The organism is Streptomyces sp. NRRL S-455 (genome assembly GCF_000717875.1).
GTDB lineage: Bacteria > Actinomycetota > Actinomycetes > Streptomycetales > Streptomycetaceae > Streptomyces.
In genome coordinates this window covers 76,155-95,469 of sequence record NZ_JOCT01000015.1, presented here as the reverse complement: position 1 = coordinate 95,469, position 19,315 = coordinate 76,155, and the positions used below count along the sequence as shown (strand labels likewise).

Genomic DNA, 19,315 nt, shown 5'->3' with positions numbered 1-19,315 from the left:
CACAGGTGTCGCGGGTGCTTGCGCCTGCCTGACCAGTGAAGCCCCATGGCTCCTTTCGCGCCATGCTGCTCAGGCTCCGAAGAAATGCCCTGGTCGACTCGAACGCATGTACCTAAAGTGATCGTCGCGCGCCCGGCGGAGCTGACCACTCCTCCACAGTGCGCTTCATCCGGCGACCGGGGGGACATCGTCGCCACGGGGAGGGGCCCACCGGCATGCCTGGGCATCGCCGGTTCGGCACGTGCCTCCTTCGCCTCTGCTGACGGGCTTCCCCGGGCGCCTTCCTTTGCGACGAGGAGATGCTTTCTTGCGCCCAAGACCGGGGCCCTTCCTGCCCAGAACCCGTTTCACGCCCAGACGGGGCAGACCCCGTTTCCTGACGTCTGTCGTCACATCCGCGGCGGCCGTGGCCGTACTGGCCGGCCTGGCCGTCCAGCCAGACGTGCTGAATCGGCTCACCGGCACGAAGGCAGCCGCACCGGCGAGCGGCTCGTCCCACTGGTCCGACGACACGGCGGCCGAGCAGCTGCGGCAGGACCAGTGCCTGATGGCGGAGGTGCTGCGCCTGGGTGGGTCGTCCATGGCCGCGACCGCGCAGGACGGACTCAACCAGCCGCCGGACAAGCTGCACGCGCTGGCCAACCGGGACTACTGGGAGGACACCCCGCTGGCCGTGGCGTACCAGCGGGACCAGGACGCGGCCTGGAAGGAGCTCGACGCCCTCAACAGCCGGCTTGGGGAGTGGGGCAAGCCGCTCGACGGGCTGGAGCAGCCGGGCGGCTTCGACTCGTTGGCCGACTGGCAAGACCCTCCCGGCTCGATCGGCAGTGAGGAGGACGACTTCTATGCACAGACCGGACTGACCTCTTGGGTCGCCGACAAATTCTGGAAGGACGAGGGCGACTTCTACGAGGACCCCACCCCCAAGGCCGATGCGAAGACCCTGAAGGCCGTCACCGATCTGGGTACTCCGCTCTACGGCGAGAAGCCCTACGATCCCGATCTGCCTCCTGGTGAGTGGCAGCGGCAGTACGAGGAACGACGGGCTTTTGAAGGGCTGTTCGACACCTTCGACGGCAAGGGCGCCGATGACGCCCGCCTGTTCCTGTCCTCCGGCGGGTTTCCCCGCACCGCGCCTGAGCCCGGTACAGCGGAACACCGGATCGCAGTCGAGGATCTGAAGACCAGGTACGCGTCGTGCGCCTGGCGGGATCCGATCGACCCGAACACGGTCTGGGGCGGCATGGCCGACACGGCCGCTTCGGAGTGGCAGCGGGAGATCAGCTCGCAGGCGGTCCAGCGCAACCAGATCCTGAAGGCCGGCAAGGACGCCACCCATGCTCTCGCGAGTGGTGCGAAGGCGTTGGGGGACCTGCTGGGGCACTCATGGGTCGCCGACCGTCTGGTCCGTTGGCAGGACTACTGGGCTCCCGGCGGTGCGGGCTGGATCGGCGACTCCCACACGGTCATCCAGGTCGAGGCGGCCAAGGGCAAGTGCCTGGACGTACAGGGCGGTAACACCACCTCAGGCACCCCGGTACAGATCTATACCTGCCACGACTCCATGGCGCAGCAATGGCGGCTGATCAGTTCTTCCAATGACAGCTACAACCTCGTCAACATCAAGTCTCAGAAGTGCCTGGACGCCCAGAACAGTGATCCTGCGAACGGCACGAAAATCCAGATCTGGGCGTGCAACGACAGCAAGGCGCAGGAATGGAAGTTCGATCTTCGCGCCGTCAGCGAGTTGCGCAACGTCGCCACGGACAAGTGCCTGGACCTGAACAAGTTCGACAACAGCCACGACGCCTGGCTGTGGGGGTGCAACGGCACGAACCCGCAGAAGTTCAGGATCGTCCCCAAGGGCCACAGCGGCACGGACAGCCAGTTCTACCCGGACAAGGCGCAGTTCGACCAGGCCAAGAAGAACCTCGCGGCGGCACAGACTCAGGCGAAGAAGCAGCTCGACGTCCTCAAGGCCCAGTCGGCCGCGGCGCAGAAGCACGCCACCGCCAGTGACATCGCGCAGAAGGCCGCATACGCCATCGCTGACAAGGCCGGTGCCCCGCGCGGCCGTGGCCTGCTGGTCGGCCAGCAGAAGGCCCAGGTCACCAAGGGCGCCGCAGCCGCGTTGGAAGCGCTGGTGAAGGCCGGCGAGACCGCCGAGGCCGCCACCCGCGCCTCCGCCGGTGACAGCGCGACCATCGCACAACGCGCCCTCGCCCAGGCGGCCCAGTCGAAGGCGGAGTTCCGCAAGGCCGCCGCAGCGATGGCCGAGTCCCAGGCGAAAGCCGCGGCCGACGCAGCGAAGCTGCACCGCGACAACGCCAAGAAGGACAAGGAGACCGCGGAGGCCAAGCTCGCCGAGGCCCTGAAGGCCGAGGGTGACGCCAAGGCGGCCGCCGCCGAGGCCCACGCCAAGCGCCTGGCCGCCGAGGCCGAGGAGAAGACGGCCGAGGCGGAGAAGCAGAAGGCCGCGGCCAAGCAGGCCGAGGCCGCCCAGCACAGGAAGAACGCCGAAGCCGAGGCGACGAAGGCCGAGGATGCCAAGGCCAAGGCGGAAGCGGCCGAGGGCACGGCGGTCGAGAAGAAGAACGCCGCCGTGAAGGCCCGCGACAAGGCCCGCGAACTGCGGGACGACGCGTGGGACGCCGAGCAGAAGGCTGACGCCGCCCGCGCCAAGGCCGACGCCAAGGAGGCGTACGCCCAGGCTCACGAATCCGACAGCAACGCCCAGGAGGCCAGAGCGGCGGCCGACGCCGCCGCCGGGCACGCAGACGACGCCGAGGCAGCCGCCACCAGGGCCCGTTCCGAAGCGGACGCCGCGACAAAGGCCGCAGCAGACGCCGACGCTGCAGCCACGCGCGCAGAGGCGGCGGCCAAACGCTCCCGCGCCCACGCGGACGACGCCCAGGCCGCGAAGCTGAAGTCCGACGCCGCCGTGAAGACCGCGACGAGCGCCGCCGCCGAAGCCATCGACGCCTCCGAGCACGCCTCTTCCGAAGCCAAGACGGCCGTCGAGATGGCCGACGAGGCGGAGAAGCAGGCCAAGACCGCCAAGTCCCACGCGGACGCGGCGAACAAGGAAGCCACCAAGGCCCTGGTCGCCTCGGCGAAGGCCGCGGGCTTCGCCCACGTCACCGCCCAGGCCGCCGTGGACGCAGGCAAGGCCGCCGCGCAGGTCGCCAAGCCCGCCAACGACGCCATCCAGCTCGGCTCCCCGTACATCGACACCGACTCGGCCGCCGGCCTGGTGGTCCTCACCGGCCAGGCGTCCAAGACGATCGCCGAACAGCAGAAGGCCGTAGCCGACGCCCACGCCAAGAACGCGGCGGCCGAAGCCTCAGCCGCCAAGAACCTCGCCGACCAGGCGAAGGGCGACACCAAGGCCGCCTACCAACACGCCGCCAACGCCGCCGCACACGCCGCGACCGCCCGCACCTACGCCAAGGACGCCCTCGGCTACGCCGCCGACGCCGCCAAGGCCGCGTCCAAGGCAGCCGCCTCCCTGGCCCGTACCGTCGAATACAACCGCCAGGCCACCAAGGACGCCCAAGCCGCCGACCAGGCAGCCGGCCGCGCCGAGAACCACGCCAAGAACGCCCGCGACTCGGCCGACCAGGCAGCCCTCGACGCCGAAGCCGCCCGCTCGGCCGCCGCGGCAGCCGAAGAGGCCGCCAAGGACGCCCGCGCAGCGGCCAACCGCGCCGACGCCGCGGCGACCGAGGCCGAGGAAGCGGCCAAGGACGCGGAGAGGTATGCCAAGGAAGCCCAGGAAGCAGCGGAGTCCGCAGAGCGGAAGCAGGCCAACAAGCAGGTTGCGTCAGGGGCTGGGACGGGGATCGGCGGTACCTTCTTCGTCCTCGACGAGGACAGCATTGAAGTCACCGACGCCAAACAGGACAACCCCTGCGAGCTTCCGCCCGGTTTTGGCACGAGTTGCACGGTCACTTACACGTACAGGTTCAGCGCGACGGTCGACTTCTACCTGTGCACCAACCCAGATGTCGCGGCCAGTGCGGCAGGTTGCCCTGCCTCCGCCACCGTCTTCCTCGGTTCACAACCCTTCAACGACCTGACCAAGAAGGTGACCCGCACCTTCACTCAGGCCGACATCTTCAAGGGTCTTGTCGGCACCTATCTCAAGATCGGGAAAGCACTGCTGGTCCAGGACTTCCTGGACTGCTGGCACGGCAGCGCCAGCGGCTGCGCCTGGGCCGCGTCCAACTTCGTCCCGGGCAAGGCAATCGAGAAGGTCGTCGATGCGATCCGTGCCCTGGACGCTGCCATGCACACGGGCGTCGGGGTGGGGGACGCGTTCAAGGCACTGAAGGAGCTCGACGTGGACCCGGTGACACTGGCCGAGGTCCAGCGAACGGTGAACGCGTACGAGGACCTTCGTACCTCTTGCACGGTCAACAGCTTCCCAGGCGACACCCAGGTACTGATGGCGGATGGCAGCCGCAGGGCGATCAGCGACGTCCGCCAGAGCGACAAGGTACTGGCCACTGACCCCACGACCGGTGACCTGCGTCCAGAGCAAGTGATCAGCACGTACCAGCACGACACCGCTCGTCTGGTGGACATCACCGTGTCCGGAGGCAGCCACGTCTCCAGCACGGCGGGCCATCGCTTCTATGTCGTCGGCCATGGCTGGACAGTGGCGTCCGACCTGCGGGTGGGAGATAGACTCCGTACGCGGGACGGGACGATCCGGGCCGTTACTGCGCTGCACGACCGGCGAGGTCTGACGGATCAGAGGGTTTACGACCTCACCGTCGCCGACCTGCACACCTTCTATGTCCTGGCGGGCAGCGTTCCCGTCCTGGTTCACAACTGCAGTGACCTCGTGGCCGACGCGCAGAGGTTCCCCGGTCAGGCTCACGTCTTGAACGAACACGTGAACGTCGAGCCGGTGGATGCGTTCGCGTTGGCCGCCCAAAAGCAGTCGCGGAACAGCGTGTTCGTCGACTTGCAGACTGCTCAGCAGGTCGTGGACTATGCCCTCGCCAGCAAGGCGGCGGAGATCACCAAGTGGCTTCGCGGAAAGGACCAACAGAAGGTGCTGAGAGGGACGTTCGGGGCGAGGAACTCCCTCGGAAAGGTGTATCACCCGGACGGAAGGACCGTCACTGACGCTGGCAACGGCTACACGATCATCCTCAAGCGAGCACAGGGGCATAAGTATGGCTATTACGTCTATACCGCGTTCCCGTCCTAAGGAGGGTGAGGAACTGTGACGAGCCGTTCCACGGACTTCACGTTCGGACTCACCTGGTTGGTGGACTTCTTTCACCAGGATTGGCCGCTCGATGCTTCGGACGAAGCGGAAGTGGTCGCCAACCAGTTCGTAGACGATCTGGATCCGGAAACCGTCCTGTTGGTGCGTAGGGATGCCCGACTCCTTCTCGACACGCTTACGCCGGACCAGATCGCAGTGCTGTGGCTGTCCGCGGGCGAGAAGGATGCGTTTCGCTTCGGACGCAGCCCCGCCTCCGCCTCTCCGCCTGTTTGGATGCGGACGGTCATCCGCGAGTGCGACCGCTGGCTGGAGAACCACATGCACGGTCGACTCTCCGGGGGCGACCTGGAGGACGGCTTCGGTCTAGTCGACGAGATCGTGGAAGAGATCCGAAAGTACGGAGACAGTATCGGTGCGGACAGTGTGGAGGCGCTGACCGTTTGCGCTCGTCGCTGCACGCCGGATCTCGCCTTCCGCTTCTTCCTCAAAGCCCTGTCCAGCAAATTACTCTCCCTGCCATTGCGCGAGAAGCACTTTCTGACACCGAGCCGGTACGAGAGACTTGGGGAAATCGGCGAGGCTCTCAACTACGGTGAGTTCATCGTGAGTGAGTTGGAGCACATGGTCGACAATTAGTGACAGGCCAGCGTGTGGGCGGAGGCAGGTTCCGCCCACACGCTGGCCGTTGCCTAGTCTCCAAGTCGAAAGTAGCGAGCACACCCACACTCATGTCTTGGGCAGCGAGGCGCCGCGCTTGCCCTTTGCCACACCCGCGATGAATACGGCGAAGGCTCCGGTCGAGACGGTGAGTGTGCTCCCGCCGGGAAGCTTCGAGTCCCGGAGAACCACCCCCGTTCGGAGGTGGGCGATCTCCACGCATTCGTTGCCTTCGCCGCCACTGTGGCTGCTCTTGAACCACGCAACAGCCGTCGGTTCGTTCGGGGGAGTCGCTATGTCGCTCATGAGGACAGCTCCTGTCTCGCTCCGGCGATCAGCCGCAGCGAGGAGGTCGTGTCCGCGGCCTGCGAGCGAAGGTAGTCGAAAGTCAACTTGTAGGCCCCTACGTCCTCTGCGTCGTCGAGATACAGCCCGCGGCGGCGCATCTCGATGTACACGACGGCCATCGAGTTGAGAGGCTCCCGTTCGTCGTCCCGCCCGAGGATCACGAAGTGCCCGGCGCCGGCGGCGTGTGCGCCCGCGCTGAACGGCAGAATCTGGACGTCGATGTTCGGGCTCAGGGCTGCCTTGTGAAGGTGCTCGAGCTGCCGGTTCATGATGTTGTTGTCACCGACTGTCCTGTGCAGTACTGCCTCGTCCAGGACAGCCCACAGATGCAGTGCCGGTTGCCGCTGCAGGATGTCCTGGCGTTTCATCCGCGCTTCGACCATCAGCTCGATGGTGTCGTTCGAGCTGCGCACTTCACGGGCCTCATGGATGGCGAGAGCGTACTCCTGGGTCTGGAGCAGCCCGGGGATGACGGTGTTCGCGAACACGTGCTCATATGCCGCTTCCTGCTCGAAGGACACGAGCGGGTCCATCCACCCCGGCACTGCGCTGTTGCCGACCCACCAGCCATCCGCCTGTGACTTGGCGATGGCCACGAGGGCGTCACGTTCCTGAGCCGTGGCTTCGCAGGCGTCTGCCAGCGCCTTGACGGTGGCCCATCGAATGCGGGCGCGGTCCTGCCACGCCTCGTACCGGCTGACAGTTGTGGTGCTGACGCCTGCGCGCTCAGCGACTTGAGTCTGTGTAAGTCCGCATCGCTCGCGCAGCGAGACCAGGCCTCGTGCGATCTGCATGCGTCCGGCAGGGCCTGTCTGCGTGGCGGTCATGCCAGATCCCTTCTGCCACGGAGGGCACTGCTCCGATCGGCTTCTCTCGGTCAACGGCGCTGACCTTATGAGTTGTTGGGCGGCCTCGGACGCGGATTCGAAGCCTGTCACCCACACTGACGAACTCTCCTGGCAGGGTCCCTTTCTATGGGAATCCCATGGAAGGCTTCCCGTGTAGTCCTCGATCGATCACAGGAGAGTGAGAGCATGAGAAGAGTTGTGCAGCACATCGCCTCTTGGCTCCGTCGGGTCGGCCACCATGCTGGTCAGCCGCACGCGATGCGACATCCGGTGGTCTCCTCGCGCGAGGCCTTCACCCCTTCCCGTCCCGCCATCGCCCCTACCGTCCGGGCGTGGTACGAGCCCATCGACGGTTCCGCAACCCGCCTCGTCCGCCCCTACCTCACCGCGAGCGGCGTCGACTTCGACCGCCCCGACATCCACGTCCGTCTCGGGGAGGCGTCATGAGCGACGAAGTGAACCGTGTACGAGTCCTGCCCTGGACCGGCACCCAGGGCCAGCCCTGCCTCCTCTTCACGGACGGCGACGGCCCCGCCTCCCGGCTTGCCGACCGAGTCGAAAGCATGCAGCTCGGGCTCGCGGAGCGGCTCCTCGGCCGGACACGCAGCCTGTTGGCGCAGGGAGGGGTGCAGGCGGGCGAACTCGGCACACTTACCGGCCAGTTGGCCGACGCACTCTCCGACGCCCTGCTCATCGCCAGGTCGCGAGGCGCTCGACTCGGAGCGGACGAGCCGGGCCTGTACGACGGAACGCCTGCGGTCCCGGCGCTCTCGGGCGAGGTCGACGTACTGACGTACCGCTCACCCCGACTCCGGGCTCACGGTCTGCTCACCCTCCCCGGCTACGACCTCGCCTCCGCACCCGCCGCCCGGCGCCACGTGCGGGATACGGCCCGGGCGTGGAGCCTGCCCCAGGGCGCGGCGGACGAACTGGAGTCGATCACCGGCGAACTCGTCGCGAACGCCCTGGAGCACGGCGGCGGCCACACGATCACTGTTGCCTGGGCCCTCGCCGCCGAGACATTCACGATCAGCGTGACCGACGAGGGCGGCCGCAGTGCGGCGGTTCCCATTCCCGCGCCGCCGCCCCTTCCACGGAGCCCGGAGGAGGAACGGGGCCGTGGGTTGCTGATCACTGACGCCCTCGCCGCCCGCTGGGGCGCCCGGCAGAGCGGTCGCGGACTGACCGTCTGGGCCGAGGTGCACATCGGCCGGTCCGGCAGTATCGGCTGACCGTCGTCGTCAAAGGCGCACAGACGCCAGTACGCAACCCCGGGAGCGCCGTCACCCCCTCGTTTCATCCTCCGGCACCACACCCGGCGGCGGCGGAGCCGCCGGTCGCAGCTTCAGCCAGGCCAGGAAGAACAAGCCCAGCAACAGCATCCCCAACCCGGTCCACAGGTTGATGTTGACGCCCTCCGCCTTGTCGATGTCGGCGTCGGACGCCGTGAAGCCGGCGATCGTGACGATGACGCCGTAGACCACGAACAGCCCGCCGATGATCCGCCGGATGTCGAACAGCCGCGCGGCCGTCGCCGACTTGCCCTCCAGGTCGGTGACTTCCCGTTGTACGTCCTTGTCGGAGTAGTGCTCGGACATCTGTCAATCCTCCCTCGATAAGAGCGGGAACGGTCAGAACGAGAACGGGATGTAGCAGGCCGCAGCCAGCACGACCGCGCCCCAGCCCAGCAGCGCCGGTTTGCGGTACCAGGCCTCGTCCCCGGGAGCCGGCGGCTCCGCCATGCCGGGCGAGGTCGTGCCGTACACCAGCCCCTGCAGCTCCTCCTCCGGCTTCGGCGCGGTGAAGAGCGACACCGCCACCATGACGACCGCGCCGGCGACGAACCCGGCGATCGCCGAGACGAAGTTGGCGCCCTGGTCGGTGGGGATGTCGACGATGTCCTGCTTGTAGAGGACGAAGTAGTTGACCATCGCGGCGGTGGTGCCCACGAGCAGTCCCCAGAAGCCCGACTTCATGGACGCCCGCTTCCAGAACATGCCGATGATGAAGACGACGAACATCGGCACGTTGAAGAAGGAGAACAGGGTCTGCAGGTAGGCCATGATGTTCGAGAAGGACCGCGCCAGGAACGCCGTGCCGATGGAGGCCAGGACGCCGATCGCCGTGATGAGGCGGCCGAAGCGCACGTAGTACGCGTCCTGCCGGCCCCTGACGACGTACTTCGCCCAGATGTCCGACGTGAACACCGTGTTGAACGACGACACGTTCGCCGCCATGCCCGCCATGAACGCCGCGAGAAGGCCGGTCACGGCGATGCCCAGCACGCCGTTGGGCAGGAGCTGTTCCATCAGGTACGGGATGGCGTCGTTGTACTGCAGGTCGGAGCCGGAGGTGCCGATCTTCGGGACCAGGACCGCGGCGACCAGGCCCGGGATCATCACCAGGAACACGATGAAGATCTTCGGGAACGCGGCGATGAGCGGGGTCCGCTGCGCCGCCGAGAGGTTCTTCGCGGACAGGGCGCGCTGCACCTCGGCGAAGTTCGTCGTCCAGTAGCCGAAGGACAGGACGAAACCGAGGCCGAGGACGATCGTCAGCCAGTTCGCGCCCAGCGGGTTGTCGCTGCCGATGCCCGTGCCGCCCCAGGCGGTCATGAAGTCGGCGCCGCGGCTCTCGGTGAGGGAGTCGGACAGGCCGTCCCAGCCGCCGACCTTCTTCAGGCCGAGGACGGAGATGGGGATGAGCGCCGCCAGGATGACGAAGAACTGCAGGACCTCGTTGTAGATGGCCGAGGACAGGCCGCCGAGGGTGATGTAGGCGAGGACGAAGAAGCCGGCGACGACGATCGCCACCCATTCCGGCCAGCCCAGCAGCGCCTCGACGACGATGGCCAGGGCGTAGAGGTTGACGCCGGCGATGAGGATGGCGGCGAAGGCGAAGAGGACCGAGCTGAGCAGGTGCGCCGCCCGGTCGAAGCGCAGCAGCAGGAACTCGGGGACCGAGCGGACCTTGGAGCCGTAGTAGAAGGGCATCATCACCAGGCCGAGGAAGACCATGGCCGGGATGGCGCCGATCCAGTACCAGTGGGTGGTGTAGACGCCGTACTGCGCGCTGTTGGCGGCCATGCCCAGGATCTCGGTGGCGCCCAGGTTGGCGGCGATGAAGGCGAGACCGGTGACCCAGGCGGGCAGGGAGCGGCCGGAGAGGAAGAAGTCGAGGCTGGTCTTCACCGAGCGCCGGGCGGCGAAGCCGATGCCGAGGACGACGACGAAGTAGATGCCGAGGATCGTGTAGTCGAGCCAGTTCGTGGGGAGACGCAGCTCGGCCGCCAGGTACGTGGAGGCCGTGGGAGCGGTGGGGGTGTGCATGAGCCCTCGCTTTGTCGCGCGAACCGATACCTCGCGGAATCTACGCCTCCGCGTTCAGTGACTGAACACGTCTGCTGATGCTCTTTGTTTGATTGTGATGTTGACGCTTGAGGGGAGTGATGTTTTGATATGTTGAGTTATGTTTGAAGGATGAGGAGTCCGGCGTGAAGAAGACCTCGACCCGGCTGGCCGACGGTCGTGAGCTCATCTACTACGACCTGCGTGACGACAGCGTGCGGGACGCGGCCGACCGCCGCCCGCTGGACCGCACCGTCACCACGTCCGAGATCCGCCGCGACCCCCTGCTCGGCGACTCCGTCGCCATCGCCTCGCACCGCCAGGGCCGCACCTACCACCCGCCGGCCGACGAGTGCCCGCTGTGCCCGTCCGAGGGTGACCGGCTGAGCGAGATCCCGGACTCGTCGTACGACGTCGTCGTCTTCGAGAACCGTTTCCCCTCGCTGGCCGGCGACTCGGGCCGCTGTGAGGTCGTCTGCTTCACGTCCGACCACAACGCGTCCTTCGCCGGTCTCTCCGAGGAGCAGGCACGCCTGGTGCTGGAGGCGTGGACGGACCGCACGTCGGAGCTGTCCCACCTCCCCTCCGTCGAGCAGGTGTTCTGCTTCGAGAACCGGGGTGCCGAGATCGGCGTGACCCTCCAGCACCCGCACGGGCAGATCTACGCCTACCCCTTCACCACCCCGCGCACCGCGCTGATGCTCCGTTCCGTCGCGACCCACAAGGAGATGACGGGCGGGGAGAACCTCTTCGACGCCGTCCTGGAGCGTGAACTCGCCGACGAGCGGGTCATCCTGGAGGGTGAACACTGGGTGGCATTCGTGCCCTATGCGGCGCACTGGCCGTACGAGGTCCACCTGTACCCCAAGCGCCGTGTGCCCGACCTGCTCGGCCTGGACGAGGCCGCGCGCACAGAATTCCCCAAGGTATATCTGGAACTCTTGAGGCGCTTCGACCGGATCTTCGGTGAAGGTGAGCCCCCGACGCCGTACATCGCGGCCTGGCACCAGGCCCCGTTCGGCGCGCTGGAGGAGTTCGACGGGGTCGTGCGTGAGGACTTCGCCCTCCACCTCGAGCTTTTCACCATTCGCCGCACTTCCGGCAAGCTGAAGTTTCTCGCGGGTTCCGAGTCCGGCATGAACGTGTTCATCAACGACGTGCCGCCGGAGCGCGCGGCCGAGCGACTGCGAGAGGTAGCGAGTTCATGAGCGGGAAGTACCTGGTGACGGGCGGCGCGGGCTACGTCGGCAGCGTCGTCGCCCAGCACCTGCTGGAGGCAGGCCACGAGGTCGTCGTCCTCGACAACCTCACCACGGGTTTCCGTGAGGGGGTCCCGGAGGGCGCCGGCTTCATCGAGGGCGACATCCGTGACGCCGCCAAATGGCTGGACTCCTCGTACGACGGCGTCCTGCACTTCGCCGCGTTCTCACAGGTCGGCGAGTCGGTCGTGAAGCCGGAGAAGTACTGGGACAACAACGTCGGCGGCACCATGGCCCTGCTGGCGGCGATGCGCGAGGCGGACGTCCGCACGCTCGTCTTCTCCTCCACGGCGGCGACCTACGGCGAGCCGGAGGAGGTCCCGATCGTCGAGTCGGCGCCGACCTCCCCGACCAACCCGTACGGCGCCTCCAAGCTCGCGGTCGACCACATGATCACCGGCGAGGCGGCGGCCCACGGCCTCGGCGCGGTCTCGCTCCGCTACTTCAACGTGGCCGGGGCATACGGCGAGTACGGCGAGCGCCACGACCCCGAGTCCCACCTGATCCCGCTCGTCCTCCAGGTCGCCCAGGGCACGCGCGAGACGATCTCCGTCTTCGGCGACGACTACCCCACGCCGGACGGCACCTGCGTACGCGACTACATCCACGTCGCGGACCTCGCCGAGGCCCACCTGCTCGCCCTGAGGGCGGCCACCCCCGGCGAGCACCTCATCTGCAACCTCGGCAACGGCAACGGCTTCTCGGTCCGCGAGGTCATCGAGACCGTCCGCCGCGTGACCGGCCACCCGATCCCGGAAGTGGTCGCTCCCCGCCGTGGCGGCGACCCGGCGGTCCTGGTGGCATCGGCCGCCACGGCCCGCGAGAAGCTGGGCTGGAACCCGTCCCGCGCGGACCTCGCGGGAATCGTCGCGGACGCGTGGGACTTCGCGCAGCGGCGCGGCAACTAGAACGCACGGAAGGTCAGGGGACAGGCATGAGCGAGGCTGTGGCGGAGACGGTCGCCGCACGGTTCAGCGAGCTGTACGGCGCCGAGCCGCACGGGGTGTGGGCGGCACCGGGCCGCGTCAACCTCATCGGCGAACACACCGACTACAACGACGGCTTCGTCATGCCGTTCGCCCTGCCGCACACGGCGGTGGCGGCGGTGTCGCGCCGCGAGGACGGCGTACTGCGCCTGCACTCGGCGGACGTCGACGGCGGGGTGAGCGAACTCCGCCTCGACGACCTGTCCCCCGAGTCGGACAAGAACTGGACGGCGTACCCGGCGGGCGTCGTCTGGGCCCTGCGCGAGGCCGGCCACGCCGTCACCGGCGCGGACATCCACCTGTCCTCCACGGTCCCCTCGGGCGCGGGCCTGTCGTCGTCCGCGGCCCTGGAGGTCGTGGTCGCACTGGCCCTGAACGACCTCTTCTCCCTCGGCCTGCGGGGCTGGCAACTGGCCCGCCTCTGCCAGCGTGCGGAGAACGTCTACGTCGGCGCCCCGGTCGGCATCATGGACCAGACGGCGTCGGCGTGCTGCGAGCAGGGCCACGCCCTGTTCCTCGACACCCGCGACCTCTCCCAGAAGCAGATCCCCTTCGACCTGGCGGCCGAGGGCATGCGCCTCCTCGTGGTCGACACCCAGGTCAAGCACTCCCACAGCGAGGGCGAGTACGGCAAGCGCCGCGCGGGCTGCGAGAAGGGCGCCGCCCTGCTGGGCGTGACCGCGCTCCGGGACATCGCCTACGACGACCTGGACGCGGCCCTCGCCCGCCTCGGCGACGACGAGGAGGTCCGCCGCCTGGTCCGCCACGTGGTCACGGAGGACGAGCGCGTCGAACGCGTGGTGTCCCTGCTGGAGTCGGGCGACGACACCCGCGCGATCGGCCCGATCCTGGTCGAGGGCCATGCCTCGCTCCGGGACGACTTCCGCATCTCCTGCCCCGAACTCGACCTGGTCGTCGACACCGCCCTCACCTCCGGCGCCCTCGGCGCCCGCATGACCGGCGGCGGCTTCGGCGGCTCGGCGATCGTCCTGGCGGAGGAGACGGACGTGGACGCGATCACCAAGGCGGTGACGGAGGCCTTCGCGGCGGCGGGCTTCAAGACCCCACGGGTCTTCGAGGCGGTGCCTTCGGCGGGGGCGCGCCGGGTGCGCTGACTCGACAGCACCGCGGACGCGCCGGCCGAGTTCCGACCGTCAGGTCAGGCCAGCCGCTTCGTCAGCGCGTACTCCGTGATTCCCGGCGGGTAGTCGGGAATCGCGCACACCACCTCGTACCCCTGCTTCTCGTAGAACCGCGGTGCCTGGAACTCCCACGTCTCCAGGCGGGCCGCGCGGCAGCCACGGGTCTCCGACGCGACGCGTTCCGCCTCCGCCAGGAGATGCGCGCCGAGGCCCCTGCCGCGGTGACGTTCGTCGACCCACAGGTAGGTGACATGGAGCCACGTCGCCCAGGTGTATCCGACGAGGCCGCCCGCCAGGTCGTCGTCCGTGTCGTTCACAGCCCACACGTGCAACGGCACGTCCCGCTCGGCGGGTGTTCCGCGCAGGGCGCGCAGGACCGGAGAGGCGGCGGTGTTCGTGTCTCGCAGGCGTGTGCGGAGCAGATCACGTCGGGCCTTGTCGACTTCTGTCTCAAGACGGAACATGCGGCACACCATAAACGGGCAGGACGGTCAGTTCTGCAAATAACCTTCCGCTCCCGGCCCCCGGCCGTACTCTGATGAACAGCACCGGTGGGGGCCGGTGCCGATCAGGGGGCGAGACAGCCGGGTACGACGCCCGGGGTGGGGGTAGCGGTTTCTGCGCGGCGGCGGCCGTGCGGCTGCGGCGACCCGGTCAGGCTGCGGCGAGGACGGACGGACAGACGCCGCGGGTCTGGGCACTCCGGCGTCGTGCCCGCGGTGTCGACTTCCGACGATGGGGTATCCCCTGCTCTACGTGAGCACGGGGAAGGGGGTTTCGTGGTTCGCATCCGAGTCCTGGTCGTCGACGACCATCGCATCTTCGCCGAGTCACTCGCGGCAGCCCTGGCCGCCGAGCCCGACGTCGACGTCTCCGCGGCCGGCAGCGGCCCCGCCGCGCTGCGCAGCCTGGAGCGTGCGGTCGCCGAGGGGCGACGGTACGACGTGCTGCTCGTCGACGCCGACCTGGGCGGCAAGGTGCCGGGCGCCCGGCCGGCCGTACCCGTGCGAGAGGGCAACGAGGACGGGCTCGTCGACGGGATATCCCTCGTCACGGGGGTGCGGTCCGCACAGCCGAACGTACGGGTCGTCGTGCTCGCGGAGAAGGACGATCCCCGGCGGGCGGCGCTGGCCCTGCAGGCCGGGGCCTCCGGGTGGGTCGCCAAGGACTGTTCCCTGTCCCGGCTGCTCACCGTGATCCGCGGGGTGCTGCGGGACGAGACCCATCTGCCGCCCGCCCTGCTGACCGGAGTGCTGCGGGAGCTGACCGCCGCGCGCAAGCACCGTACCGAGAGCGAGCGGCTCGTGGAGTCGCTGACGCCGCGGGAGCGGGAAGTGCTGCGGTGCATGGTGGCGGGGCTGGGGAGGAAGGCCGTCGCCGAGCGGCTGTATCTGTCGCCGCACACCGTGCGGACGCACATGCAGAACGTTCTCGGCAAGCTCGGCGTGCACTCGACCCTCGCCGCCGTCGCCCTCGCCCGGCGGGCCGGGGTCGGGCCCGTCGACCTAGCCGGGGATGTTGTCGAACGGGGCGGTCAGCTGGCGTAGCAGCCCCGCCAGTTCGCCCCGCTGGGCGCGGGAGAGTTCCGCGAGGATCGCGCGCTCCTGGTCCAGCAGACCCGCCAGGGCCTGGTCCGCGCGGTCCCTGCCCTCGTCCGTCAGACGGACCAGGACGCCCCTGCGGTCGCTGGGGTCGGGGAGGCGCTCCACCAGGCCCTTCTTCGCCAGACGGTCGATGCGGTTCGTCATCGTGCCCGACGTGACCAGGGTCTGGGTGAGGAGCTGTCCCGGCGAGAGCTGGTACGGCGTGCCCGCGCGGCGCAGCGCGGTCAGGACGTCGAACTCCCACGGCTCCAGGCCGTGCTCCGAGAAGGCCAGCCGGCGTGCCCGGTCGAGATGCCGGGCCAGCCTGCTCACTCGGCTGAGCACCTCGAGCGGTTCCACGTCGAGGTCCGGGCGCTCCCGGCGCCATGCTGCGACCAGCCGGTCGACCTCGTCCTCCATGGCGATCAGTGTAAGGGTTGTGTCGACGTAGAGTCTCTTGACGTCCATATTCTTGACATCGAGATACTTGCCGGATCACGCTGAGTGCGCGTCCCGTACGGTCATCATCAGGACACCAGGAGGACCCATGCCCGCAGCCGCCCCCACCTGGGACCCCGCCCAGTACCTGCGCCACGCGGGCCACCGCGCCCGCCCCTTCGCCGACCTCCTCGCCCGCGTCCCCGACCTGCCCGCACGGCCGCCCGCAGGCCATCCCCGCATCGCCGACCTCGGGTGCGGCCCCGGCAACGTCACCACGCTGCTCGCTGATCGGTGGCCCACCGCCCGCATCACCGGCTACGACAACTCGGCCGAGATGCTCGACAAGGCCCATGTGGATCACGAGGGGCCGACGGCCGGTGGCGGGCGCCTCGACTTCGCCCACGCCGACGTGCGGACGTGGGCCCCCGAGGAGCCGTTCGACCTGATCGTCAGCAACGCCACGCTCCAGTGGGTGCCGGGGCACGCCGAGCGGTTCGCCGACTGGATGGCCGGGCTGAAACCCGGCGGCGCCCTCGCCTTCCAGGTGCCCGGGAACTTCGACGCCCCCAGCCACCGGCTGATGCGCGAGCTCGCCGAGTCGCCCCGCTGGCGCGACCGGCTCGCCGGCACCCTGCGCCATGCCGACGCCGTCCTCGCGCCCGAGGCCTACCACGAGCGGCTGACGGCCCTCGGCTGCGCGGCCGACGTGTGGGAGACGACGTACATCCATCTGCTCCAGGGCGAGGACCCCGTGCTCGACTGGGTGAAGGGGACCGGGCTGCGGCCTGTGCTGAACGCCCTCGCCGACGATCCCGAGGCGCGGGACGGCTTTGTCGCCGAGTACCGGACCGCCCTGCGCGAGGCCTATCCGGCGGGGGCGCACGGCACCCCGTTTCCGTTCCGCCGGGTGTTCGCGGTGGCGACGAAACGGGGGTGACCGGTGGTCAGGTGGTGCGGCCCAGGTGGGTGACGAGGATGTGGATCACGTCGTCGTCGATGGCGTAGAGGACGCGGTAGTCGCCGACGCGGAGTCGGCGGAAGTCCCAGCCGTAAGGGGTGGAGGCGGCGGGACGCGGAGTTTCGGCGAGTGCGTCGACGGCCTCGTATACGGCGGCGAGGCCGGTCGGGTCGTCCTTGAGGAAGCGCACCGCCGCGTTCGTGGCGTTCGGCTCCCAGATGATGCGGTAGGTCACGGACGCAGCCCCAGCATGCGTCCGACCTCTTCGTGCGGAATGCCCTCTCCGAGCGTGCCCTCCGCCTTGCGCCGCTGATAGTCCGCGATGGCCAGGGCGTCTTCGAGATCCTCTATCACCTGCGGAGACACGAGCAGCGCGGCCACGTGACCGTGGTCGGTGATGGCGATGGTCTCGCGGCTGTGGGCCGCGCGCCGGACCAGGTCGCCGAGCTGGGAACGGGCGGAGCTGATCGGAATCTCAGTCATGCGCGCATGATGCCACAAGGTTAATCTCGTGACTTAAAGCTTTACGCTTCAACTGGCTTCAGCTCTTGCGGCGCCCTATCAGATGCGGCTTCGCCTCCAGCCCGTCCAGCCCGTGCCACGCCAGGTTCACCAGGTGAGCGGCCACCTCGGCCTTCTTCGGCTTGCGGACGTCCAGCCACCACTGGCCGGTCAGCGCGACCATGCCGACCAGGGCCTGGGCGTACAGCGGGGCCAGCTTGGGGTCGAAGCCGCGGCTCTTGAACTCGCGTCCCAGGATGTCCTCCACCTGGGTGGCGATGTCCGAGATCAACGAGGCGAAGGAGCCGGTCGACTGGGGGATGGGGGAGTCGCGGACCAGGATGCGGAAACCGTCCGTGTACTCCTCGATGTAGTCCAGCAGGGCGAAGGCGGCCTGTTCGCACAGTTCGCGGGGGTGACCGGCGGTGAGCGAGCTGGTGACCATGTCCAGCAGGCGGCGCATCTCGCGGTCCACGACCACCGCGTACAGGCCCTCCTTGCCGCCGAAGTGCTCGTAGACCACCGGTTTGGAGACCCCGGCCTTCGCCGCGATCTCCTCCACCGACGTGGCCTCGAAACCCTTCGCCGCGAAGAGCGTGCGACCGATCTCCAGCAGCTGCTGGCGGCGCTCGGCACCGGTCATCCGGGTGCGGCGCACTCGCCGCGGCTTGTCATTGCTGGGGGTGCTGCTCGAGTCGGTCGCCACAGCGACCATCATGCCGCCTTGACGGGTTCCTTCCCGTGCCGGGAGCCGTCTTCCCCGGTGTTACGGCGCGAATCGATACGCGAGCGTGACGGCCAGCGCACGTCGTAGGCCCAGCCCAGCATCTCGAACCAGCGGATCAGGCGGGCGCTCGAATCGAGCTGGCCGTGCATCACGCCGTGCCGCGCGGACGTCGGGTCGGCGTGGTGCAGGTTGTGCCAGGACTCGCCGCAGGACAGGACCGCCAGCCACCACACGTTGCCCGAACGGTCCCGCGACTTGAAGGGGCGCTTGCCGACCGCGTGGCAGATCGAGTTGATCGACCACGTCACGTGGTGCAGCAGAGCCACCCGGACGAGCGAACCCCAGAAGAACGCCGTGAACGCGCCCCACCAGGACATCGTGACCAGACCGCCGATCAGCGCCGGGAGGAGGAGGGACACCACCGTCCACAGGACGAACTGGCGGGAGATGGCGCGGAGCGTCCTGTCCTTGATCAGGTCCGGGGCGTACTTGTCCTGCGGCGTCTGCTCCTCGTCGAACATCCATCCGATGTGGGCCCACCACAGGCCCTTCATCAGGGCCGGGAGCGTCTCGCCGAACCGCCACGGCGAGTGCGGGTCGCCCTCCGCGTCGGAGAACTTGTGATGCTTGCGGTGATCGGCCACCCAGCGCACCAGCGGACCCTCGACCGCCATCGACCCCGCGATCGCCAGCGCGATCTTCAGAGGCCGCTTGGCCTTGAAGGAACCGTGCGTGAAGTGACGGTGGAAACCGATCGTGATGCCGTGGCACCCGAGGAAGTAGAAGAAGACCAGCAGACCGAGGTCCAGCCAGCTCACGCCCCAGCCCCACGCCAGCGGCACGGCAGCCAGCAGCGCTAGGAACGGGACGGTGATGAAGAGGAGGAGGGCGATCTGTTCGATGGACCGCTTCTGCTCGCCGCCCAGCGTGGCGGGTGCCGCTGCGGCGTCGGTGGCCTGATCGGGCGCCTTCGGGGCGTCCTGGATCACGTCGGAACTACTGGTCATACGCGTCCCCTGGGGGGTATGTGGATGGAGAAGGGGTAGCCGGGTCACGAGGAACCGATCGGACGTTCCTACGGTTCCGTAACCTACGGCATCGTAAGTATGTCAGCGCGTCGCCCGGCGACAAGAGCCCACGAGCCTGCGCGTCCGGGTCGACACCTATCCTGTAGTCGGTCGGACAGCGCGGTCCGCTCTGATTTCTTCCCGGATGTCCGGCCCGCATGCGGCACCCGCCGCGCGAGACGCCGTCCGGGTTCCCCTCCCAGACGAGC

19 protein-coding genes are annotated in these 19,315 nt (G+C 68.5%); 9 read left to right on the top strand and 10 right to left on the bottom strand.

All coding sequences use genetic code 11. The features are described from left to right. Positions 1 to 307 precede the first annotated feature (307 nt). Both IE97_RS0121005 and IE97_RS0121000 read left to right on the top strand, forming a co-directional pair. Positions 308 to 5,221 (top strand): RICIN domain-containing protein, encoded by a 4,914-nt coding sequence (locus IE97_RS0121005; RefSeq protein ID WP_078603325.1) that lies wholly within the window; start codon positions 308 to 310, stop codon positions 5,219 to 5,221. 15 nt (positions 5,222 to 5,236) lie between these two features. Further along, positions 5,237 to 5,878, top strand: a complete 642-nt coding sequence (locus IE97_RS0121000; protein WP_030242797.1) for a hypothetical protein — start codon at positions 5,237 to 5,239, stop codon at positions 5,876 to 5,878. A gap of 90 nt (positions 5,879 to 5,968) precedes the next feature. Here the strand turns inward: IE97_RS0121000 and IE97_RS0120995 are convergent, their stop codons facing one another. Both IE97_RS0120995 and IE97_RS0120990 read right to left on the bottom strand, forming a co-directional pair. Further along, complete coding sequence (locus IE97_RS0120995) at positions 5,969 to 6,205, bottom strand: DUF397 domain-containing protein (protein WP_051705055.1); 237 nt, start codon at positions 6,203 to 6,205, stop codon at positions 5,969 to 5,971. Further along, the gene (locus tag IE97_RS0120990; RefSeq protein WP_030242791.1) at positions 6,202 to 7,074 is read right to left on the bottom strand and encodes a helix-turn-helix domain-containing protein; all 873 of its coding nucleotides are present in this window, start codon (positions 7,072 to 7,074) and stop codon (positions 6,202 to 6,204) included. The genes IE97_RS0120995 and IE97_RS0120990 overlap by 4 nt, the downstream gene beginning before the upstream one ends. A gap of 279 nt (positions 7,075 to 7,353) precedes the next feature. Between IE97_RS0120990 and IE97_RS0120985 the strand changes: the two genes are divergently transcribed. Further along, on the top strand, positions 7,354 to 7,542 hold the full coding sequence (locus IE97_RS0120985) for a hypothetical protein (protein ID WP_158708320.1): 189 nt from the start codon (positions 7,354 to 7,356) through the stop codon (positions 7,540 to 7,542). Then, positions 7,539 to 8,327, top strand: coding sequence for an ATP-binding protein (locus IE97_RS39635; protein ID WP_063752207.1), 789 nt, complete (start codon positions 7,539 to 7,541; stop codon positions 8,325 to 8,327). The genes IE97_RS0120985 and IE97_RS39635 overlap by 4 nt, the downstream gene beginning before the upstream one ends. A 51-nt stretch (positions 8,328 to 8,378) precedes the next feature. Here the strand turns inward: IE97_RS39635 and IE97_RS0120975 are convergent, their stop codons facing one another. Beyond that, positions 8,379 to 8,693, bottom strand: coding sequence for a hypothetical protein (locus IE97_RS0120975; RefSeq protein WP_030242784.1), 315 nt, complete (start codon positions 8,691 to 8,693; stop codon positions 8,379 to 8,381). A 33-nt stretch (positions 8,694 to 8,726) separates the two neighbouring features. Next, positions 8,727 to 10,424 carry a sodium:solute symporter family protein gene (locus tag IE97_RS0120970; RefSeq protein WP_030242782.1) on the bottom strand — a complete coding sequence of 566 codons (1,698 nt, stop codon included), beginning with the start codon at positions 10,422 to 10,424 and terminating at the stop codon, positions 8,727 to 8,729. Positions 10,425 to 10,588: 164 nt separating this feature from the next. Here IE97_RS0120970 and galT point away from each other — a divergent pair, with 164 nt between their 5' ends. Genes galT through galK form a run of 3 tightly spaced genes read left to right on the top strand, consistent with a single transcriptional unit; the run spans position 10,589 to position 13,802 of the window. Further along, a complete protein-coding gene (gene galT, locus IE97_RS0120965; RefSeq protein ID WP_030242779.1) occupies positions 10,589 to 11,650 on the top strand; it encodes a galactose-1-phosphate uridylyltransferase in 1,062 nt (353 codons plus the stop codon). After that, on the top strand, positions 11,647 to 12,609 hold the full coding sequence (galE, locus tag IE97_RS0120960; protein ID WP_030242776.1) for a UDP-glucose 4-epimerase GalE: 963 nt from the start codon (positions 11,647 to 11,649) through the stop codon (positions 12,607 to 12,609). Before galT ends, galE begins: the two co-directional genes overlap by 4 nt. Positions 12,610 to 12,635: 26 nt before the next feature. After that, positions 12,636 to 13,802, top strand: a complete 1,167-nt coding sequence (galK, locus tag IE97_RS0120955; RefSeq protein WP_030242772.1) for a galactokinase — start codon at positions 12,636 to 12,638, stop codon at positions 13,800 to 13,802. A 44-nt stretch (positions 13,803 to 13,846) separates the two neighbouring features. Here the strand turns inward: galK and IE97_RS0120950 are convergent, their stop codons facing one another. After that, positions 13,847 to 14,305 (bottom strand): GNAT family N-acetyltransferase, encoded by a 459-nt coding sequence (locus IE97_RS0120950; protein WP_030242771.1) that lies wholly within the window; start codon positions 14,303 to 14,305, stop codon positions 13,847 to 13,849. A 303-nt stretch (positions 14,306 to 14,608) separates the two neighbouring features. Between IE97_RS0120950 and IE97_RS0120945 the strand changes: the two genes are divergently transcribed. After that, complete coding sequence (locus IE97_RS0120945) at positions 14,609 to 15,376, top strand: LuxR C-terminal-related transcriptional regulator (protein WP_030242770.1); 768 nt, start codon at positions 14,609 to 14,611, stop codon at positions 15,374 to 15,376. Here the strand turns inward: IE97_RS0120945 and tamR are convergent. Next, the gene (tamR, locus tag IE97_RS0120940; RefSeq protein WP_030242768.1) at positions 15,335 to 15,832 is read right to left on the bottom strand and encodes a MarR family transcriptional regulator TamR; all 498 of its coding nucleotides are present in this window, start codon (positions 15,830 to 15,832) and stop codon (positions 15,335 to 15,337) included. The two genes, IE97_RS0120945 and tamR, sit on opposite strands and share 42 nt — an antisense overlap. A gap of 127 nt (positions 15,833 to 15,959) precedes the next feature. On the opposite strand from tamR, the gene IE97_RS0120935 reads away from it, so the two are divergent. Next, positions 15,960 to 16,790: a trans-aconitate 2-methyltransferase gene (locus tag IE97_RS0120935; protein ID WP_030242766.1), complete on the top strand. Its 831-nt coding sequence runs from the start codon at positions 15,960 to 15,962 to the stop codon at positions 16,788 to 16,790. A 7-nt stretch (positions 16,791 to 16,797) separates the two neighbouring features. Here the strand turns inward: IE97_RS0120935 and IE97_RS0120930 are convergent, their stop codons facing one another. The 4 genes from IE97_RS0120930 to IE97_RS0120915 are packed head-to-tail and all read right to left on the bottom strand — an operon-like array spanning position 16,798 to position 19,046. Continuing rightward, the gene (locus tag IE97_RS0120930; protein WP_030242763.1) at positions 16,798 to 17,046 is read right to left on the bottom strand and encodes a type II toxin-antitoxin system RelE family toxin; all 249 of its coding nucleotides are present in this window, start codon (positions 17,044 to 17,046) and stop codon (positions 16,798 to 16,800) included. Continuing rightward, positions 17,043 to 17,294 carry a type II toxin-antitoxin system Phd/YefM family antitoxin gene (locus IE97_RS0120925; protein ID WP_030242759.1) on the bottom strand — a complete coding sequence of 84 codons (252 nt, stop codon included), beginning with the start codon at positions 17,292 to 17,294 and terminating at the stop codon, positions 17,043 to 17,045. The genes IE97_RS0120930 and IE97_RS0120925 overlap by 4 nt, the downstream gene beginning before the upstream one ends. Before the next feature lie 58 nt (positions 17,295 to 17,352). Further along, positions 17,353 to 18,030 carry a TetR/AcrR family transcriptional regulator gene (locus tag IE97_RS0120920; RefSeq protein WP_030242755.1) on the bottom strand — a complete coding sequence of 226 codons (678 nt, stop codon included), beginning with the start codon at positions 18,028 to 18,030 and terminating at the stop codon, positions 17,353 to 17,355. Continuing rightward, a complete protein-coding gene (locus tag IE97_RS0120915; protein ID WP_030242753.1) occupies positions 18,027 to 19,046 on the bottom strand; it encodes an acyl-CoA desaturase in 1,020 nt (339 codons plus the stop codon). The genes IE97_RS0120920 and IE97_RS0120915 overlap by 4 nt, the downstream gene beginning before the upstream one ends. Positions 19,047 to 19,315: the final 269 nt, after the last annotated feature.

What these genes read in the sequence shown, in the direction of transcription:
- IE97_RS0120995 (WP_051705055.1), bottom strand. Translation starts at nt 6,205, where the DNA reads ATGAGCGACATAGCGACTCCCCCGAACGAACCGACGGCTGTTGCGTGG.
- IE97_RS0120990 (WP_030242791.1), bottom strand. Translation starts at nt 7,074, where the DNA reads ATGACCGCCACGCAGACAGGCCCTGCCGGACGCATGCAGATCGCACGA.
- IE97_RS0120985 (WP_158708320.1), top strand. Translation starts at nt 7,354, where the DNA reads ATGCGACATCCGGTGGTCTCCTCGCGCGAGGCCTTCACCCCTTCCCGT.
- IE97_RS39635 (WP_063752207.1), top strand. Translation starts at nt 7,539, where the DNA reads ATGAGCGACGAAGTGAACCGTGTACGAGTCCTGCCCTGGACCGGCACC.
- IE97_RS0120975 (WP_030242784.1), bottom strand. Translation starts at nt 8,693, where the DNA reads ATGTCCGAGCACTACTCCGACAAGGACGTACAACGGGAAGTCACCGAC.
- IE97_RS0120970 (WP_030242782.1), bottom strand. Translation starts at nt 10,424, where the DNA reads ATGCACACCCCCACCGCTCCCACGGCCTCCACGTACCTGGCGGCCGAG.
- galE (WP_030242776.1), top strand. Translation starts at nt 11,647, where the DNA reads ATGAGCGGGAAGTACCTGGTGACGGGCGGCGCGGGCTACGTCGGCAGC.
- galK (WP_030242772.1), top strand. Translation starts at nt 12,636, where the DNA reads ATGAGCGAGGCTGTGGCGGAGACGGTCGCCGCACGGTTCAGCGAGCTG.
- IE97_RS0120950 (WP_030242771.1), bottom strand. Translation starts at nt 14,305, where the DNA reads ATGGTGTGCCGCATGTTCCGTCTTGAGACAGAAGTCGACAAGGCCCGA.
- tamR (WP_030242768.1), bottom strand. Translation starts at nt 15,832, where the DNA reads ATGGAGGACGAGGTCGACCGGCTGGTCGCAGCATGGCGCCGGGAGCGC.
- IE97_RS0120935 (WP_030242766.1), top strand. Translation starts at nt 15,960, where the DNA reads ATGCCCGCAGCCGCCCCCACCTGGGACCCCGCCCAGTACCTGCGCCAC.
- IE97_RS0120925 (WP_030242759.1), bottom strand. Translation starts at nt 17,294, where the DNA reads ATGACTGAGATTCCGATCAGCTCCGCCCGTTCCCAGCTCGGCGACCTG.
- IE97_RS0120920 (WP_030242755.1), bottom strand. Translation starts at nt 18,030, where the DNA reads ATGATGGTCGCTGTGGCGACCGACTCGAGCAGCACCCCCAGCAATGAC.
- IE97_RS0120915 (WP_030242753.1), bottom strand. Translation starts at nt 19,046, where the DNA reads ATGACCAGTAGTTCCGACGTGATCCAGGACGCCCCGAAGGCGCCCGAT.